The sequence below is a fragment of the Paenibacillus sp. FSL R7-0163 genome (assembly GCF_037969975.1).
Lineage (GTDB): Bacteria > Bacillota > Bacilli > Paenibacillales > Paenibacillaceae > Paenibacillus_AQ > Paenibacillus_AQ odorifer.
On the sequence record NZ_CP150224.1, the window covers coordinates 872,098 to 890,784 of the forward strand.

The 18,687-nt window shown below is 45.1% G+C and carries 13 protein-coding genes; all 13 read left to right on the plus strand.

From position 1 onward, the window contains the following. The first annotated feature begins 87 nt into the window (after window positions 1-87). The gene (gene lepA, locus NST45_RS03735) at window positions 88-1,902 is read left to right on the plus strand and encodes a translation elongation factor 4 (RefSeq protein WP_036677511.1); all 1,815 of its coding nucleotides are present in this window, start codon (window positions 88-90) and stop codon (window positions 1,900-1,902) included. Between the two features lie 105 nt (window positions 1,903-2,007). After that, window positions 2,008-3,813, plus strand: a complete 1,806-nt coding sequence (locus NST45_RS03740; RefSeq protein WP_235219398.1) for a histidine kinase — start codon at window positions 2,008-2,010, stop codon at window positions 3,811-3,813. Continuing rightward, the gene (locus NST45_RS03745) at window positions 3,798-4,565 is read left to right on the plus strand and encodes a response regulator (protein ID WP_036677509.1); all 768 of its coding nucleotides are present in this window, start codon (window positions 3,798-3,800) and stop codon (window positions 4,563-4,565) included. Before NST45_RS03740 ends, NST45_RS03745 begins: the two co-directional genes overlap by 16 nt. Window positions 4,566-4,660: 95 nt before the next feature. Next, window positions 4,661-5,965: an extracellular solute-binding protein gene (locus NST45_RS03750; protein WP_038572941.1), complete on the plus strand. Its 1,305-nt coding sequence runs from the start codon at window positions 4,661-4,663 to the stop codon at window positions 5,963-5,965. A gap of 91 nt (window positions 5,966-6,056) precedes the next feature. Then, window positions 6,057-6,941 carry a sugar ABC transporter permease gene (locus NST45_RS03755; RefSeq protein ID WP_232061438.1) on the plus strand — a complete coding sequence of 295 codons (885 nt, stop codon included), beginning with the start codon at window positions 6,057-6,059 and terminating at the stop codon, window positions 6,939-6,941. 63 nt (window positions 6,942-7,004) lie between these two features. After that, entirely contained in the window at window positions 7,005-7,832 is an 828-nt protein-coding gene (locus NST45_RS03760) for a carbohydrate ABC transporter permease (RefSeq protein ID WP_036677500.1), read from the plus strand. 19 nt (window positions 7,833-7,851) lie between these two features. Further along, the gene (locus NST45_RS03765) at window positions 7,852-10,128 is read left to right on the plus strand and encodes an FAD-dependent oxidoreductase (protein WP_076099002.1); all 2,277 of its coding nucleotides are present in this window, start codon (window positions 7,852-7,854) and stop codon (window positions 10,126-10,128) included. Window positions 10,129-10,313: 185 nt separating this feature from the next. Then, window positions 10,314-11,486 carry a radical SAM family heme chaperone HemW gene (hemW, locus tag NST45_RS03770; RefSeq protein WP_036677494.1) on the plus strand — a complete coding sequence of 391 codons (1,173 nt, stop codon included), beginning with the start codon at window positions 10,314-10,316 and terminating at the stop codon, window positions 11,484-11,486. A gap of 93 nt (window positions 11,487-11,579) precedes the next feature. After that, window positions 11,580-12,071, plus strand: a complete 492-nt coding sequence (locus NST45_RS03775; RefSeq protein ID WP_051490987.1) for an N-acetyltransferase — start codon at window positions 11,580-11,582, stop codon at window positions 12,069-12,071. Between the two features lie 103 nt (window positions 12,072-12,174). After that, a complete protein-coding gene (hrcA, locus tag NST45_RS03780) occupies window positions 12,175-13,206 on the plus strand; it encodes a heat-inducible transcriptional repressor HrcA (protein ID WP_036677493.1) in 1,032 nt (343 codons plus the stop codon). 48 nt (window positions 13,207-13,254) lie between these two features. Beyond that, window positions 13,255-13,836, plus strand: coding sequence for a nucleotide exchange factor GrpE (grpE, locus tag NST45_RS03785; protein WP_036677491.1), 582 nt, complete (start codon window positions 13,255-13,257; stop codon window positions 13,834-13,836). Window positions 13,837-14,012: 176 nt separating this feature from the next. Continuing rightward, entirely contained in the window at window positions 14,013-15,860 is a 1,848-nt protein-coding gene (gene dnaK / locus NST45_RS03790) for a molecular chaperone DnaK (RefSeq protein ID WP_036677488.1), read from the plus strand. 253 nt (window positions 15,861-16,113) lie between these two features. After that, the gene (dnaJ, locus tag NST45_RS03795) at window positions 16,114-17,238 is read left to right on the plus strand and encodes a molecular chaperone DnaJ (RefSeq protein WP_036677487.1); all 1,125 of its coding nucleotides are present in this window, start codon (window positions 16,114-16,116) and stop codon (window positions 17,236-17,238) included. Window positions 17,239-18,687: the final 1,449 nt, after the last annotated feature.

Sequence of the window (18,687 nt, forward strand, 5' to 3'; positions counted from 1 at the left end):
TTGTTTTGGGCCAGCGCGGGATTGATGGAGTAAGCTTGTACTGTTATAATAAGTGGATTAATATCAGGCTGTCTGTGGGGGTAAGGAATGACTGACGTTCAGAAAAGACAACAACAAATTCGCAATTTCTCGATTATTGCACATATAGACCATGGTAAATCGACACTAGCTGACCGCATTTTGGAATACACGGGGGCACTAACCACGCGTGAAATGCAGGAACAGGTACTCGATCAGATGGATCTGGAGCGCGAACGTGGTATCACAATAAAGCTGCAAGCCGTGCGTTTAACCTATCGTGCAGACGATGGTGTAGAGTATTATCTCAACTTGATTGATACACCGGGGCACGTCGATTTCACCTATGAAGTTTCCCGCAGTCTTGCAGCATGTGAAGGCGCACTGCTGGTCGTGGATGCGGCTCAAGGAATTGAAGCACAGACGCTGGCCAATGTGTATTTAGCACTGGATAACAACTTGGAAATCCTACCTGTGCTCAACAAAATTGATTTGCCAAACGCTGACCCTGACCGGGTAAAGCAGGAGATTGAGGATGTTATCGGGCTGGATACCAGTGAAGCGGTTATGGCATCTGCCAAAGCCGGTATCGGAATCAAGGAAATTCTGGAGCAGGTGGTGAAGCAGGTTCCTGCGCCATCCGGTAATTCAGAAGAGCCGCTTAAAGCATTGATCTTTGACTCTCACTACGATCCTTACAAAGGCGTTATCGTCTATGTGCGCGTAATGGACGGGAAGATCCGTGCGGGTTCGAAGATTAAGATGATGGCAACTGAGAAGACCTTCGAGGTCATTGAAGTTGGCGCATTTATGCCGCGTATGACCATTGTCGATGAATTGAACATCGGTGATGTTGGCTTTATCGTAGCTGGGATCAAGCATGTTGGAGATACCCGTGTCGGTGATACTGTCACTGACGCAAAGAATCCTACTGCTGAGCCGCTTCCGGGTTACCGTAAGATCAACCCGATGGTATATTGCGGGTTGTATCCGATTGAGACCTCCGATTATAACGATCTTCGTGAGGCCTTGGAGAAGCTCCAGCTAAATGATGCTTCGCTAAGCTTTGAGCCGGAAAGCTCAAGCGCGCTTGGATTTGGTTTCCGTTGCGGTTTCCTTGGACTCTTGCATATGGAGATCATTCAAGAGCGGATTGAGCGCGAGTTCAATCTGCCACTAATCACAACAGCGCCGAGTGTTATTTACCGAATTATGCTGACCAATGGCGAAATGATCCAAATCGACAACCCGTCACATTATCCGGAGATCGGTACGATTGACTACATTGAAGAGCCGTATGTTAAAGCAGCGATCATTGTGCCTAACGACTTCGTGGGTACTGTAATGGAGCTGTGCCAGAACAAACGCGGCGAGTTCGTAAATATGGAATATCTAGATACTAATCGTGTAACGATTACGTACGAGATTCCGCTGTCTGAGATCGTTTATGATTTCTTTGATCAGTTGAAATCCGGTACGAAAGGATATGCTTCTTACGACTATGAAATTTGTGGATACCGTCGTTCGAATCTGGTCAAGATGGATATCTTGCTTAACAATGAGCAGGTCGATGCCTTGTCCTTTATCGTTCACCGCGATCGTGCCTACAACCGCGGACGTATCATTTGTGAGAAATTACGTGGGATTATCCCTCGTCAAATGTTCGAAGTGCCGATTCAAGCCTCTGTGGGTACGAAGGTAGTTGCGCGTGAAACCGTTAAGGCGATGCGCAAAAACGTACTTGCTAAATGTTACGGCGGTGATATTTCCCGTAAACGGAAGCTGCTTGAGAAGCAAAAAGAAGGTAAGAAACGCATGAAGCAAGTGGGTAGTGTAGAAGTACCACAAGAAGCGTTTATGGCAGTACTGAAGATCGACGAGTAAAAAATAGGTAGAGCCGGGAGAATATCCCGGCTCTATTTTTTTGAGCAGGAGCAGATTACAATAGGGGGAAGGATTGTAAGCACATACAAAGTGAGGGGATTCCTCGTGAAGCGATTATATTTGAAACTTACGCCAAGTACCTTTAAGAATCGGATTTTGTTAGCTTTCTTGCTGTTGGTACTAACACCCATTGCCATACTCGTTCTATATAACTTTAAAGAGACAGAACGAATGCTGCAGGATAATGCGGAAACGAAGAACATAGAGCAGCTTATTGGTATTAAGAATGGTTTTGTTGATCTCATGAGTCTCGTGATGAAAACAGGGTCATTACTCGAACAAGATACGACGATTTTATCGATAATGAAGAATCCCGAGCAATCTGATGAAATCACGAGAAAAAAACTCGTTGAAAACAAGTTTGGAGCGATTGAAAATACATTCTTCATGAGTGGAGCGACGGTGTATTATACTTTAATCGACCTTCATGGAAACGCATACACTTCCTTTATGCCAAAGGAAACTTTGAGCTACGACGAAATCCAATCGGAGGATTGGGTTCAAGCATTGAAGCGAGAAGGAACGAATCGATATATATGGAATCCGAATGACAAGAATAATGTGGTCCGGGAAAGTACAACAAGTAAGAAAATGCTTAGTCTCTATGAGGTTATGCGTGATAATGATTTGAATATTTATGCCTATGCAAGATTAAGTATCGATTATGAGGAGTGGTTTACTAGATCAACGTTAGGGAGTAAACAGGAAGGGGCTTTATTTCTACTCGATGCCTTGGGGGGAGTGATGCTTAATCCCCTTAAGGATGAGGCTTTTTCGTCTGATATTGCGCAGAGTATTGTGAAGAGTGCCAACCAGCGGCAGACGGGGCGTGCTGCATCCATTGTCAACCCGAAGGAGGAAAGCTTATACACCTACAGCTACATCGAGGAGTTAAATGGCTATGTTGTTAAAAAGGTGCAGCTAGCACAGCTTTTTCTTGAAGTAGACAAGCAGAAACGACGGTTTTTTGGTGGATTTGGAATCATTCTGCTGCTATTTGTTCTATTAACTTATTTCATATCATCGACGATTACAGTACCGCTTAAGAAGCTACAGAAGAAGATGGAAATGACCGCTAAGACGAATCTCAAAATGAAATTACCCGAGCAAGGGCGGGGAGAGATTCTTGCCCTGACTCAGAGTTTCAATATAATGATTCATGATTTAAATGAGCTGTTGCAGCGTCTTCAGCTTGAAGAAAAACAGAAGCAATTCGTTCGGTTTCAGGTATTACTTTCGCAGATGAACCCGCATTTTCTACTAAATACATTGAATACGATAAAGAGCATTGCCTTAGATAAAGATGATGATGAAATTTATGGAATTTGTGTTGCACTAGGAAAAATATTGGAGACAACCTTAAATACTGAAGTGGATTTGATCCTGTTAAAGGATGAAATCGTACTAATAGAATCTTACATGGAGATACAGCGGCAACGTTTTGGACATGGGATTGAAATTCAATATGATATCAACGAGGAGCTGCAATACGCGTTAATCCCTAAATTTTGTCTGCAGCCCTTAATTGAAAATAGCTTGATTCACGGCTTCGGTCAGTCAGTAAAACAAGGGAGAATTGATATCTCCGCTAAGGTGACTGGACAACAGCTGTACCTGCAGGTTAGAGATAACGGCATGGGGATAGAAAGAGCACAGCTGAATAAGGCTACACGGAAACGTAAAGGAATCGGTGTTCAGAATATTAGGGAGAGCTTAGAGCTGTTGTTCAAGAATCAACGGACAGGTATGGACATTGTATCTTCGGATACAGGAACTGAAGTGATCATCCATTTTCCATTCCTTATTTCAAAACCTTACGATGGAGGTAAGCTCACATGTGGAGAACGTTAATTGTGGATGATGAACAACCTGCGGTTAAAAGTATACGGAAGCTATTCTTAAAGGCTGGAATCCCGTTTGAAATTATAGGTGAGGCGGAGAATGGAGAAGTAGGCTTGCAAATGATTCGTGAGCTTCAGCCTGATGTGGTAGTGACGGATATCAATATGCCGGTGATGGATGGGGTGAAGCTTCTTCAAATTGCGCGAGAGGAAGGCTTCGAATGCCGGTTTGTAATGTTGACCGCATTGAGTGAATTTGAATACGCCCGCCAGGCGCTCGTATTTGGGGCTTCGGATTACATTTTGAAGTTATCTTTAGATCTCCAAGGTTTGAAGCAGACCATGGGTAAGGTTCAGGCCGAGCTGGAGCGAATGGTGAAGATGAAGAAAGCCGATAAATGGTTTCCGGAGAAGCAACAAACGGGACCGACAGATCATGTGGAGATGAACAAAATTATAGCTTATATTGAAGAACATTATGCTGAGGACATCTCGCTCAAATCCATGTCAGAGTTGATCCGGATGGATGCCAGCTATATAAGTGACTTATTCAAGAAAAAGACAGGGAAAACGTTGACCAATTATATTCAAGAACGCCGTATTCAGGCTGGGAAAATGCTGCTTGCAGAAACGAAGCTAACGATTAGCGAGATTGGGCAGCAGGTAGGCTTTGAGAACGATAATTATTTTATAAAAATCTTCAAAAAGTGGTGTGGTGTCACGCCAAATGAATTCCGTAAAGAACCAAAAAACGTTCTATAAGTTCCCAAATGTAGTTCATCCCCCAAAATCCGCTCTGATGATAAAGTTATAGATGTAGAGCACAACACATAATCCTTCCAAGGGGGAAGCTATCTATGAAGAAAAAGTGGTATCCTGCAGTGCTTTCTGTCTTATTAGCAGGTACGATGCTGGCTGGTTGTGGGAGTGGTGGAAGTAATGAGGCGCAGGGCAGTGCAAATGGAGAAACAGCAAAGGAGAAAATAAAGCTTACGATGTGGGGGGCAGTTCCTGCCGAAGCCGGGCCTCAAGCTGTAATTGATAACTGGAATAAAGATCATCCAGACATTCAGGTCGAGTATATCCGTAATGTAAATGACGATGCAGGCAACTTAAAGCTAGACACTGCATTGATGACCAATCAAAACATAGACCTTTTCATGAACTACGATCTTGCTCATTTACAGAAACGTATGGATGCAGGCGTTGCCTTGGATCTAAGCACGAAAACAGACTATGACATCGACAGCCAGATCGGCGAGGACGCAGCAATGTGGAAAATCAATGATAAGTACTATGGGATTCCTACAAAGAAAAACATGGCGTTTGTATGGTTGAACAAAGATATGCTGGATGCAGCAGGATTACCGATTCCTGCGGTGGACTGGACTTGGTCAGATCTTGAGGAGTATGCGAAGAAGCTAACGAAGCCTGGTGTGTACGGATTACTGCAGGCAGATTCCTCCTTCTCAACAACGATGGACGGTACGCTGGCTGGAATGGGTGTGAAACAGGCGGATGGTACCTCAAACTTTGGGAATGATCTCTGGAAACAGCACCTGGAAATATTGCATAACATGATGTTCGTGGACAAATCCACACCGGAATATGGGGAGCAGCTGACCAGTAAAATGCCGGTTGATACCATGTTCCTGCAAGGCAAAGCGGCAATGCTGGCAGCCGGTGAATTTATTTTTAGAAATGCGAACAACTTGAAGGACTATCCGCATGATTTCAAAACTGCGTTCGCCGCTATTCCAAAAGTGAATAAGGATCAAAAGGATTATAAATATTCGGGCGGTGTGGGTGACATGCTTGCTCTTAATGCAAAGTCCAAAAACCTGGATGCAGCTTGGGAGTTCGCAAAATGGTATGCGGATGGCGGTATGCTGCCAATGGCAAGCGGGGGTCGTATTCCAGCCTCTAAGAGTGTAGACAGTAAGGAAGCGATGAGCCTTCTCTTGAATGGTGTAGAAGACAAATATGATACAGATTCAATGAATAATATTGTATTCGGCAAATTCCCATCCTTCCAGCTAAATGTACCTCAACAAGCCATTGATGCACGTAAAGAAGAGTATGAAAAATACTTCTTAAATAAGCAAGATATTGATACCACGATGAAAAATATGCAAACCCGTTCGCAAGAGTTAATGAAATAAAGAAATAGCTAGCACAAAAGAGAAGGAGGAAGAATTCTTCGTTCTTCTCTTTCGTGTACCCATTTTTCAGCATACGAAAGGCGGCGATACCGTGAAGCGGAGAAGCTGGATGGACAGACAAGGCTGGATCGGCATGACTTTTATTCTCCCGAATATGATTGGTATTCTCTTATTCTTTGTGATTCCTGCAATCTTTTCCTTTGTCCTGATGTTTACGAATTATCAATTTTCAAATCCGAATTGGCAATTTACCGGGCTGGATAATCTCAAACGGTTGTTCCATGACGATAATTTCTATGCCTCGATCAAATATACGGTGATATTCCTGATATCGGTTCCAGTATCGATGGTGCTCGCTTTTATTGTGGCGCTATTTCTAAACCGCAGTGTGTATCTTAAAGGCGTATTACGTGGAATGTTTTTCTTACCGTATATCTCTAGTGGAGTAGCCGTTGCATTTGTCTGGATGCTGCTATTTCAGCCTTCACAGGGACCCATCAATGAACTGCTTCGCTGGATTGGCATAACATCGCCGCCAGGATGGTTTGCAGATACGGAAACCGCAATGTATGCCATTGATATCGTACAGATCTGGCTGATGCTTGGCTACAATATGATCATATATTTAGCAGCACTACAGGAAATTTCGACAGAACAACTAGAAGCTGCCCGGATCGATGGTGCAAGCACATTCAAAACAACATGGAAAATTGTATGGCCTCTTGTTAGTCCAACAACTTTTTTATTAATGATTACCGGATTAATTATGACGATGAAATCGTTCTCGATTATTCAAGCCATTACGGCTGGAGGACCTAGCGGAAGTACGACGGTCTTATCACTATTCGTTTATAAAACAGCATTCAGTTATTACGATATGGGATACGCTTCAGTTATTTCATGGTTCTTGTTCGCCGTCATTCTCGTTATTACAGTCATTCAGTGGATCGGCCAAAAGCGCTGGGTTCATTACTAAATGAATCCACAAAGTGGAGCTTTGCGGGAGGCCCCGAAACCATAAATTAAAGGAGCAGGCGGTATGAATGAAAAAGCAGGAAACATGAAGGTGAAGCTGCCAGTAACGATCATCATGTTTGTTCTAGGACTATTTATGATTGTGCCTTTTCTATGGATGCTCAGCACGTCTTTTCAGACACCTGCCGAGGTGTTTAACGAATGGCTGCCTTCATCTCTCAACTGGAGCAATCATATTCGGGTGTGGACAGGAAGTTATGATTTTGTTCCGTATTATTTAAATTCACTTAAGATATCGATTATTGGAACTGCGGGAGCTGTGTTTCTATCTGCCCTTGCCGCTTACGGATTTTCACGTACTTCGTTTAAAGGGCGGGATGGCCTATTTGTCATATATCTATCCATGATGATGGTTCCACCACAGGTACTTTTTGTTCCTAAGTTTATCATGTTTAACTGGGTTGGGATTTACAATACGCACTTGGCCCTAATCCTTCCAGCCATGTTCTCGATCTTCGGTGTATTTATGCTTCGGCAGTTCTTCATGGGCATTCCTAAGGAAATCACGGAATCTGCTTTTCTGGATGGAGCCGGGCATTACAGAATATTTTTCCGCTTAATTCTGCCATTAGCGAAGCCGGCAATCGCTACGTTTGCTATTCTTGATTTCTCCTGGCAATGGAATGATTATGAGAATGCGCTTGTATTTTTGCAGAGCCCTAAGCTATATACCATTCCGCTTGGATTGCAGAATTTTATTCTTGAGAACAATGTGGATTACAACGGGATGATGGCCGCTTCGTCGGCTGCGATCATTCCAATGATTGTTATCTTCTTCATAGGTCAGAAATATATTATTCAAGGGATTTCTAGCTCGGCTGTGAAAGGCTAACTATAGGAGGGATACTGACATGAGAACAGAAACGGTTAAATCCGATGTGACAGTGGTCGGGGGTGGACTTGCAGGGATGAACGCGGCGATTGCTGCAGCACGTCTTGGGTTAAAGGTAGCACTGGTACAGAATCGTCCTGTACTTGGTGGTAACTCGAGTTCAGAAGTTCGGGTTTGGGTATGTGGTGCAACAGGACATGGTGTAAATCGCTATGCACGTGAGACAGGCATTATGGGTGAGCTGTTCATCGAGAATCAATACCGGAACCCGGAAGGGAATCCATATCTATGGGATCTAACCTTGCTCGAAGCGGTGAAGGCAGAATCGAATATCAGCTTGTTCCTAAATACCGATGTACGTGAAGTGGAAGCGGAAGGTGAGGCAGAGGAGCGTACGATTCAGAGTGTGACCGGCTGGATGATGGGATCTGAGCGTTTAATCACGTTCGAGAGCGATGCTTTCATCGATTGTACGGGTGATGGTTTAGTTGGCTTCCTAGCAGGAGCGGATTTCCGATTAGGACGTGAAGCCCGTCATGAATTTAATGAGGAATGGGCACCAGAAGTGCCTGATAATATTACATTAGGCAGTACATTATTATTTTATACACAGGATACTGGAAAACCGGTACGTTATGTTGCACCCTCATTCGCTAAGGATATTACAACAACTTCTATCCCGATCCGCCGGGTCATTCGGAGTGGGGATTCAGGCTGTCACTACTGGTGGATTGAGTGGGGCGGCGAGCTTGATACGGTGGATGAGAATGAACGCATACGTGATGAGTTATCCTCAGTTATTTATGGGATTTGGGATTATATCAAAAACTCGGGCCATTTTGATGCCGAGAATATGACGCTTGAGTGGGTTGGCTCGATTCCGGGTAAACGTGAATACAGACGGTTTGTTGGCGATACGATTCTAACGCAAAATGATATTCTCGCGCAGCGTGAATTTGCAGACCGTATTGGATTTGGTGGCTGGTCAATTGATCTACATCCACCACAGGGGATGTACGCACAAGAGAGTGGCTCCAAGCATCTGCATGCGGACGGGATCTACCATATTCCATTTGGTTCGCTATATTCGAAGAATGTACGGAATCTATTCTTCGCGGGTCGTAATATCAGTGCATCTCATGTGGCTTTTGGAACAACACGCGTTATGGCAACCTGTGCAATCATGGGTGAAGCAGCTGGAACAGGTGCCGCTTTATCCGTCATCAAAGGTGTGACCCCTCGTGAAATTCGCGAGCAGTATATGCATGAATTGCAACAGGTGATGTTAAAGCAAGATGCTTCGATTATTGGATTACGTAACGAAGATCCACTGGACCTCGCCAGAAAAAGCGAGATTCATGCATCCAGCACGATGAATGGTATCCTGCTGGATCGCCCAGCCGAAGCTTATGAGCTTTCTCATGATGTAGGGATTTTGTTTCCGGTTGAAGGAAGTATCCGTGGGTTAAGGCTGCTTGTGTCAGCAAGTATTCAGACGCAGCTGACCGTGGAGATCTGGACGACTGGACGCGCGGAAAATTACGTGCCGGCGGAGTGCAAACAGGTTGATGTTATAACAGTACAGGCTGGAGAGCAGCAATGGATTGAAGTTCCGATACAAGAGGAGAAATGTAGTCCAATCGGCGAATGTAATATCTTCGCTATTATTCGAGCTAATGAACACCTTCAATTGCATATTTCAGAAACCCCAATCACTGGTGTCATTACATTTGAGCGAGGTGCTAAATCCGTTGTTGATTCATCGCTGGAGGATCATCAGCCAGATCAGCCGGTGATAGAGTGGAGCATGAAACAACTTGTACGCAGGCATTTCTGCTTTGCAGTAGAAACATCGGCATATGCTGCATCTAAAGTCATTGATGGATATGTTCGACCTTTCGCGGGACCGCATAGCTGGGTTTCTGAGCCGATGACCGCGGGTAGATCGGAGTGGGTAGAGGCGCGTCTCCCGGATGCTTCTCCAGTCTCCGAAATTCATTTCACCTTTAATGATGATGTCAATGAAGATCTCATCAACTTACATCACCATGAAACGCCATTTCTAGTGATTCCTGAACTGGTAAAGAACTATGATGTAGAGCTGCTCATTGATGGCGCGTGGCAAGTCATGCTCCGTGTCAAAGACAACCATCGCCGGAAGAATGTTCATCGATTAGAGAAGCCTGTCCTTACAGATGCTGTCCGGATCGTTATTCATGAAACTAACGGTGGAGTACATGCCGAACTTGTGGAAATGCGGATTTATCAAGAAGCAACGGCTTTGCCGACTTTATAGGGACGGTATCCGTTTCTGCGGGAAATACAAAATATATAGGATAACGTAAAACTTATACTTTCTTGTATTCTAAAATAGAGTTCATTTATAATTGAACGCCCTCGAAGGGAAGCCGTCAGGCTTCCCTTTTCTTGTTTTTTAGATTACACTATTCAAACGATATTTTTATATAAAGGAGACAGCTAATGACAACGAAGACTAATGGCCGTCCCCCTGAGGCTGTATACATTCATATCCCTTTTTGTACCAATAAGTGCTTTTATTGTGATTTTAATTCCTATGTACTCAAGGATCAGCCAGTTATGGATTATCTCGAAGCTTTGGATCGAGAGATGGAGCAGACCGTCAAGAACACCCCTCCGGGTGTTATCAAAACGATCTTCGTCGGCGGAGGCACACCCACTGTTTTAAAACCTGATGAAATGGCTTATTTCTTAAAGTCTGTTCGTACGCATTTCCCAAACTGGGATAAAGATATTGAGTTCTCTATGGAAGCTAACCCTGGAACAACGGATCTGGACAAGCTGACGGTTATGAAAGAAGGCGGCGTGAACCGGGTGAGCTTTGGCGTTCAAGCATTTCAGAACGAGCTGCTCACAGGCATCGGCCGGATTCATAATGTAGATGATGTATACCGGAGCCTAGAGAATGCACGTGCAGTTGGACTAAATAATCTTTCAGTTGACCTGATGTTTGGGCTGCCTAATCAAACTGTTGAGATGTTGGGCGAAAGTATCCGCAAGGCGTTGGAGCTGGATCTACCCCACTATTCTATTTACAGCTTGAAGGTGGAGGAGAATACTCTTTTTCACACGCTGTTTAATAAGAACAAACTTCCTCTTCCTAATGAAGAAGATGAATTGCAAATGTACCTCCTGTTGATGTCCTCTATGAAGGAAGCTGGTTACAATCAATACGAGATCAGTAACTTCGCGAAACCGGGAATGGAGAGCCGCCATAATATCACCTACTGGCGTAATGAAGATTATTATGGTCTAGGAGCAGGAGCACATGGATATGTGGGGCGTCAGCGGCATATTAATGTTAAGGGCGTAAATCCATATGTAGAAGCAACACGTAAAGGGCTGCCACGACTGGATGCATACCCAATCTCAGAAGCAGAAGCGATGGAAGACTTTATGATGGTCGGATTGCGTATGCATGAGGGCGTCTCTAATGAAGCTTTTCAGGCGCAATTCGGGCGTTCAATAGAGGAAGTATTCGAGAAATCCTTGCATAAAATGCTGCATGCAGGGCTGTTGGAACAAGAAGCAGGGGGTTACCGACTCAGCAAGCAAGGAATCTTGTTTGGGAACGATGTTTTTGCTGAATTTGTAGGCGCCCTGACAGAAGTTTAATTTTAAAATACCCCTTGAATTGTAATTCACTCTGTTGTATATTTATTCATATTATCAACAGAGGGGTGAACCAAAGTGCTTGCCAAGACGGAAATGATTCGCCATTCGTCTCCAGCGGGAGACGCACAGGTAATTTGTAGAAATGCTGTGGTAGAAGACGTTGAGCCATTGTATCTAATGATAGAAGAGTATGCACAGCGCGGCATCATGTTGCCCCGTTCCCGGCAGGCGCTGACACGCCAGATCGATCAATTCGTAGTTGCTGAAATCGAAGGCAGATTCGTAGGCTGTGGTTCACTTTTCAAGCTCGGGAATGATCTCGTAGAGATTCGTTCGATTGGCTTGAATGATGAAGGTAAGGGTAAAGGCGTAGGCTCCATGATATTGGCGAAGCTGGTCGAGGAAGCTAGGAACCAGAAAATCCCAAAGGTAATGGCACTAACCTATGCTGTTGATTTTTTTCTTAGAAATGGATTTGAAGTCGTCCAGAAAGAGATTTTCCCCGAAAAAGTATGGACAGATTGCGTGAATTGTAAAAAGCAGCATGCCTGCGATGAAATAGCAGTGCTTAAGATACTGAACTGACTTGACAACGTCAATGTCAGTTTGGTATTTTTGTATTAGTGGTTAGCACTCATCTGAGTCGAGTGCTAACGAATCGGAGCCACAGCCGATAGGAGGGAATAACATGTTAACTGATCGCCAGAGAATGATACTAAATGCAATTGTGGATGATTATATTTCATCGGCAGAGCCAGTAGGATCTCGCAGCATTTCTAAACGGGGAGATGTAGGATACAGTCCGGCTACGATTCGAAATGAAATGGCTGACCTGGAGGATTTAGGTTATCTCGAGCAGCCTCATACATCGGCGGGAAGAATTCCTTCCCATAAAGGATACCGATATTATGTGGATCATTTGGTACCGTGGAATTCCGCCGAAACGGCAGAAATGGGCACGATCCGCGCTTTTTTTGCCGAGAAGCTAAATGCAATGGAGCAGGTAATCCAACATGCGGCGATGATTCTTTCCAATATGACGAATTATACTTCCATCCTGCTGGGACCGGAGGTTTTTCATACTTCATTGCGTCATTTTCAGTTGTTACCACTAGATGATACAACCGCTGTGGCCATTATCGTCACAAGTACGGGGCAAGTTGAGAATCGTACGGTGAACATTCCGCCGGAGATTTCTGTTTCCGAGATGGAGAAAGTGGTTAACCTACTGAATAGTAAACTGGTCAATGTACCACTCTATAAGCTGAAGACTCGGCTCTATTCCGAGCTTGGCGAAGAAATGCAGCGTCACATCTCACATTATGAAGAATTAATGCAGGTGCTGGACACCGCGCTGGAAAGCGATCAAGAGCAGCGCATCTATCTCAGCGGAGCAACGAATATGCTGACACAGCCTGAGTTCAAAGACGTAGACAAGGTGAAGAGTATTCTTGATCTGCTGGAAGAGACACCGACACTGCTCAAAATGCTGGCCCCTACAGTGGGTGGCACAGGTATTCAAGTACGAATAGGAACAGAAAACAATCACGAAGCGTTCGCTAACTGTAGTCTGATCACCGCCACTTATTCACTTGATGGGCAGGCACTAGGAAGCATTGGAATCCTTGGGCCGACCCGTATGGAATATGCAAGAGTGATGGGGATCTTGGGCATTTTATCCCGAGATTTGACAGCGATGCTGGCGCACTGGTATAAGTGAACAGAGTCAACATGATTTCGTGAATGATTTTAAGGAGGTGAAGACAACTTGAAAAAGGAACAAGTTCAAGATTCTAATGAATTCAAAGAGGAATTGATCAATGAGGAGCCTGTGGCTGAAGTAGTCTCAGATGCCGACTCATTTACAGCTGAAAACGTTAGTGAAGGTGCTTCAGATACAGGTGCTGAGGTGAAACGCCTACAGGATCTTGCTGATGAATATCAAGGTCGTGCACTGCGTGCACAAGCTGATTTTGATAACTTCCGTCGTCGTACCCAGAAGGAAAAAGAAGAGTTGGCTCAATATGCTACCTCCAAGCTCCTGACGGAATTGCTTTCCGTGCTGGACAATTTCGAGCGTGCGTTAGTCACTACTCCAGCTAATCCTGAATCCGAAGCTTTCGCGAAGGGCGTTAATATGATTTTCCGTCAGCTGGATGGAGTATTGAAGGCTGAGGGGCTTACAGCTATGGAAACAGTAGGACAGCCTTTTAATCCTGAATACCATCAGGCTATTATGCAGGTTGAGAGCGAGGAGTACGAAGAGGGTATCGTTACAGAAGAGGTTCAAAAAGGATATCTTCTGAAAGATAGAGTTCTTCGTCCGGCCATGGTCAAAGTCAGCATGTAGTCTGTCTATATAGGACGGGCAGTTTCTGCTCGCCATAAAGCAGCAGTGCTTTTGCCTACTATTTATCCGATTGCAGGCTGTTGCCCGGATAGTTTTATTATCAATCGAATTTTTTTGATATTTTTATAAATTTATTGAGCTTAGGCTCCATATAACTTTAGAGGAGGCAAATTATTGTGAGTAAAGTTATCGGTATTGACTTAGGAACCACGAACTCTTGCGTTGCCGTTATGGAAGGCGGCGAAGCCGTAGTAATTCCAAACCCAGAAGGCGCGCGTACAACCCCTTCGGTTGTAGGCTTTAAGAAAGACGGCGAGCGTATCGTCGGTGAAACGGCTAAACGCCAAGCGATTACTAACCCTGATCGTACGATCAGCTCTGTTAAACGTCACATGGGTACTAACCACAAAGAAAGCATTGATGGTAAAGACTACTCCCCACAAGAAATTTCGGCAATGATTCTGCAAAAACTGAAATCCGATGCAGAGGCTTATCTTGGCCAAACTGTTACTCAAGCAGTTATCACTGTTCCTGCTTATTTTAATGACAGCCAACGTCAAGCTACCAAAGATGCAGGTAAAATTGCAGGTTTGGAAGTTCTGCGTATTGTGAACGAGCCAACAGCAGCAGCTTTGGCATATGGTCTGGAGAAATCCGAAGATCAAACCATTCTAGTCTATGACCTTGGTGGCGGTACTTTTGACGTATCCATCCTTGAACTTGGTGATGGCTTCTTCGAAGTAAAAGCTACAAGCGGCGACAACAAGCTGGGTGGCGACGACTTTGACCAAGTGGTTATGGATTACCTGGTATCCGAATTCAAAAAAGAGCAAGGCATTGATCTGAGCAAAGATAAATCTGCTGTACAACGTTTGAAAGATGCAGCTGAAAAAGCGAAAAAAGAATTGTCAGGCGTACTGACAACAACTGTATCGCTTCCGTTCATCACTGTGGTTGACGGCGTACCTCAGCACTTAGAGATCAACTTGACTCGTGCGAAATTTGATGAACTGACTGCTGGTCTGGTAGAACGTACTTTGGGACCAACTCGTCAAGCATTGTCTGATGCTGGTATGACACCTGCAGACCTTACTAGAATCGTTCTGGTTGGTGGTTCTACACGTATCCCAGCTGTACAAGATGCTATCAAAAAGCTTACTGGCAAAGAACCACACAAAGGTGTGAATCCGGATGAAGTAGTAGCTCTTGGTGCTGCTGTTCAAGCGGGTGTATTGACTGGTGATGTTAAAGACGTTGTATTGCTTGACGTAACTCCGCTTTCCCTGGGTATTGAAACTGCAGGTGGCGTGTTCACGAAGATGATCGAGCGTAATACTACGATTCCTACAAGCAAATCCCAAGTATTCTCAACCTTTGCTGACAATCAACCTAGCGTAGAGATTCACGTGCTGCAAGGTGAGCGTCAAATGGCAAATGGCAACAAGACACTGGGACGCTTCATGCTGAACGAGATTCCACCAGCACCACGTGGCGTGCCACAAATCGAAGTTTCTTTCGATATTGATGCCAACGGTATCGTAAATGTATCTGCAACAGATAAAGGCACGAACAAGAGCCAAAAAATCACTATCACTTCTTCCAGCGGCCTGAGCGACGCAGAAGTAGAACAAATGATGAAGGATGCCGAGCTTCACGCTGAGGAAGACCGTAAGCGTAAAGAACTGGTAGAAGCGAAGAACGGTGCTGACCAACTCGTGTATTCTACTGAAAAAGTAATTAAAGATCTTGGTGATAAAGCTGATGCTTCTGATGTTGAAAAAGCAAATGAAGCTAAAGATAAAGTTAAAGCAGCACTTGAAACTGACAATCTTGAAGAAATCAATGCAGCTACAGAAGCATTGACTGAGATTGTACAACAGTTGTCCATGAAGCTGTACGAACAAGCTGCTCAAGCTGAGCAAGGTGCTGAAGGTGGCGCTGGAGCCGCTGAAGGCGCTCCTAAAAAAGATAATGTAGTTGACGCTGACTATGAGGTTGTTGACGAAGATAAGAATCAAGGGTAACCTTATACGATAAGTGTAATAGGAAACTGATAAATTCTTATATAGTTAAGAAGGGAAGGTCAAAACCGGGTCATCCCGTGTTTTGACTTTCCTTTTGTAATATCAGATTGCACACTCTTTGCGAATGCGCCTTCTGATATTGTAAGAATAAACATCGCTGAATCTGGATGGTCAGATCCTGAGGTTTTATCGTATAATGGTTTGTTTGACAGGTAATAAGGAATTTGAGTATGTATGCACGGAGGTGAAAGCAGTGGCAGATAAACGCGATTATTATGAAGTGCTTGGCCTTAGTAGAGATGCTTCAGACGATGAGGTGAAAAAAGCGTACCGGAAATTGGCGCGCCAATATCACCCAGACGTGAATAAAGCAGATGACGCTGAAGCTAAGTTTAAGGAAGTAAAAGAAGCTTATGATGTTCTTAGTGATGGACAACAGCGAGCTAGGTATGACCAATATGGCCATATTGACCCTAACCAAGGTATGGGCGGCTTCGGAGGCGGCGGTGGTGGCGACTTCGGAGGACTTGGCGATATCTTTGATATGTTCTTTGGAGGCGGCGGACGCCGTGATCCTAACGCACCGCAGCGCGGTGGGGATTTGCAGTATACCATGACCATTGAATTCAAGGAAGCGGTATTCGGCAAAGAAACCGATATTACTATTCCACGTACAGAAACTTGCGATACCTGCTACGGCTCCGGGGCTAAACCGGGCACTAAACCAGAGACTTGTTCCGTATGTCATGGTAGTGGACAACAGGAATTCGTACAGAATACACCGCTTGGACAGATGCGTAATCGTCGTCCTTGTTCACATTGCAGTGGTACAGGTAAGATTATTAAGGAAAAATGTACGACTTGCGCCGGACAGGGTAAGGTTAAAAAGCAACGCAAGATCCATGTGCGCATCCCTGCCGGTGTTGATGACGGTGCACAGCTGCGCATGACTGGCGAAGGCGAAGGCGGCTTACGCGGCGGTCCTGCTGGAGACTTGTATATTGTTATCCGTGTTAAATCGCATGATTTCTTCGTGCGTGAGAACGATGATATTATGTGCGAGGTTCCACTTACGTTTGCACAGGCAGCACTTGGTGATGAGATTGAAATTCCAACCTTAACCGAAAAAGTGAAGCTGAAGATTCCTGCCGGAACGCAAACAGGCACTTTCTTCCGCCTCAAAGGTAAAGGTGTTCCGCGTCTGCGCGGATCTGGCCAAGGTGATCAGCATGTACGAGTAATTGTTGTGACACCTAGCAAGCTCAATGAAGAGCAAAAAGAATTGCTACGCCAGTTCGCTTCTCTGAACGGAGAAAACACACATGAACACGAACAGTCCTTCTTTGATCGTGTGAAACGTGCGTTTCGCGGGGACTGATATCCTAACTCATTCATTCAGTAAATGAATAGAAAAAGACAGCAGAGCAGCGATCCTCCCATTATTGGGGGATCGCTGCTCTGCGTTTTTGTTTAGCATGAGATTAGGGCAGGGCCATTTAACTAACCTCATGCAATTCTTTGGAGGAGCTGTGATGCTGGAACCTGGGGAATTTTGCGAGCTTGGCTAACTCGGAAAACCCGGAAAAGCCTGGCAGCTCGTGGTGAACTCGGCAAGCCCGGTAACTCCGGTAACTCCGGTAACTCCGGTAAACCCCGCCGAACCTCTGAACCCGAATCCCGTCCGCGAACCCTGAACCCCGAACCGCGAACCGCGAACCGCGAACCGCGAACCCCCGAACCCCGAACCGCGAACCGCGAACCGCGAACCGCGAACCGCGAACCGCGAACCGCGAACCGCGAACCGCGAACCGCGAACCCCGACCCCCGAACCCCGACCCCGACCCCCGACCCCCGAACCCTGTAACCTTGAAACCCCCGACTGGTCTCCATCTTTTTTTAACACACTATCTGTTTTGAATTATCTACGTGGGCATGGTAAATGTCGCATAATCCAGCGTTTAAGTGCAACTGTGTCCGATAGCGCTGAGAATAATCATCCGAGTGGATAGGACCCAAAAGACGCTGGAGGCTTACGGACCCAGCTGACGCTATTTGCACATTTTTCTCCTTTTGAGCCAAGTTTCGGACACCAGTGCAGCTATTGCCTAGAAAAGTGCTTATATTTGGTGTTTTTCGTGCTAATAGCGACTATGGGGTCCGTTGGCATGGCAAAAGTCGCATAAATCAGCGTTTAATTGCAACGGTGTCCGATAGTGCCGAGCATAATCTTCTGCGTGGATAGGACCCGGAAGAGGCTGAAGGCATACGGACCCAGTTGACGCTATTTGCAAATTTATCGCCTTTTGAGCGAAGTTTCGGACACCAGTGCAGCTATTGCCTAGAAAAGTGCTCATATTTGGTGTTTTTCGTGCTAATAGCGACTATGGGGTCCGTTGGCATGGCAAATAGCGCATAATCCAGTGTTTAAGTGCAACTGAGTCCGATAGCGTTGAGTGTAATCATCTGAGTGGATAGGACCCAGAAGACGCTGGAGGCTTGCGGACTCAGCTGACGCTATTTGCACATTTTTCTCCTTTTGAGCGAAGTTTCGGACTCCAGTGCAGCTATTGCCTAGAAAAGTGCTCATATTTGGTGTTTTTCGTGCTAATAGCGACTATGAGGTCCGATGGCATGGCAAATATCGCATAATTCAGCGTTTAAGTGCAACTGAGTCCGATAGCGTTGAGTGTAATCATCTGAGTGGATAGGACCCAGAAGACGCTGGAGGCATACGGACCCAGAAGACGCTATTTGCACATTTTTCTCCTTTTGAGCCAAGTTTCGGACTCCAGTGCAGCTATTGCTCAGAAACACGCTCATATTTGGT

Excerpts from the sequence above, each read along its gene's own strand:
- hrcA (WP_036677493.1), top strand. The coding sequence starts at position 12,175 with ATGTTAACTGATCGCCAGAGAATGATACTAAATGCAATTGTGGATGAT.
- lepA (WP_036677511.1), top strand. The coding sequence starts at position 88 with ATGACTGACGTTCAGAAAAGACAACAACAAATTCGCAATTTCTCGATT.
- NST45_RS03750 (WP_038572941.1), top strand. The coding sequence starts at position 4,661 with ATGAAGAAAAAGTGGTATCCTGCAGTGCTTTCTGTCTTATTAGCAGGT.
- NST45_RS03765 (WP_076099002.1), top strand. The coding sequence starts at position 7,852 with ATGAGAACAGAAACGGTTAAATCCGATGTGACAGTGGTCGGGGGTGGA.
- NST45_RS03775 (WP_051490987.1), top strand. The coding sequence starts at position 11,580 with ATGATTCGCCATTCGTCTCCAGCGGGAGACGCACAGGTAATTTGTAGA.
- NST45_RS03745 (WP_036677509.1), top strand. The coding sequence starts at position 3,798 with ATGTGGAGAACGTTAATTGTGGATGATGAACAACCTGCGGTTAAAAGT.
- hemW (WP_036677494.1), top strand. The coding sequence starts at position 10,314 with ATGACAACGAAGACTAATGGCCGTCCCCCTGAGGCTGTATACATTCAT.
- NST45_RS03760 (WP_036677500.1), top strand. The coding sequence starts at position 7,005 with ATGAATGAAAAAGCAGGAAACATGAAGGTGAAGCTGCCAGTAACGATC.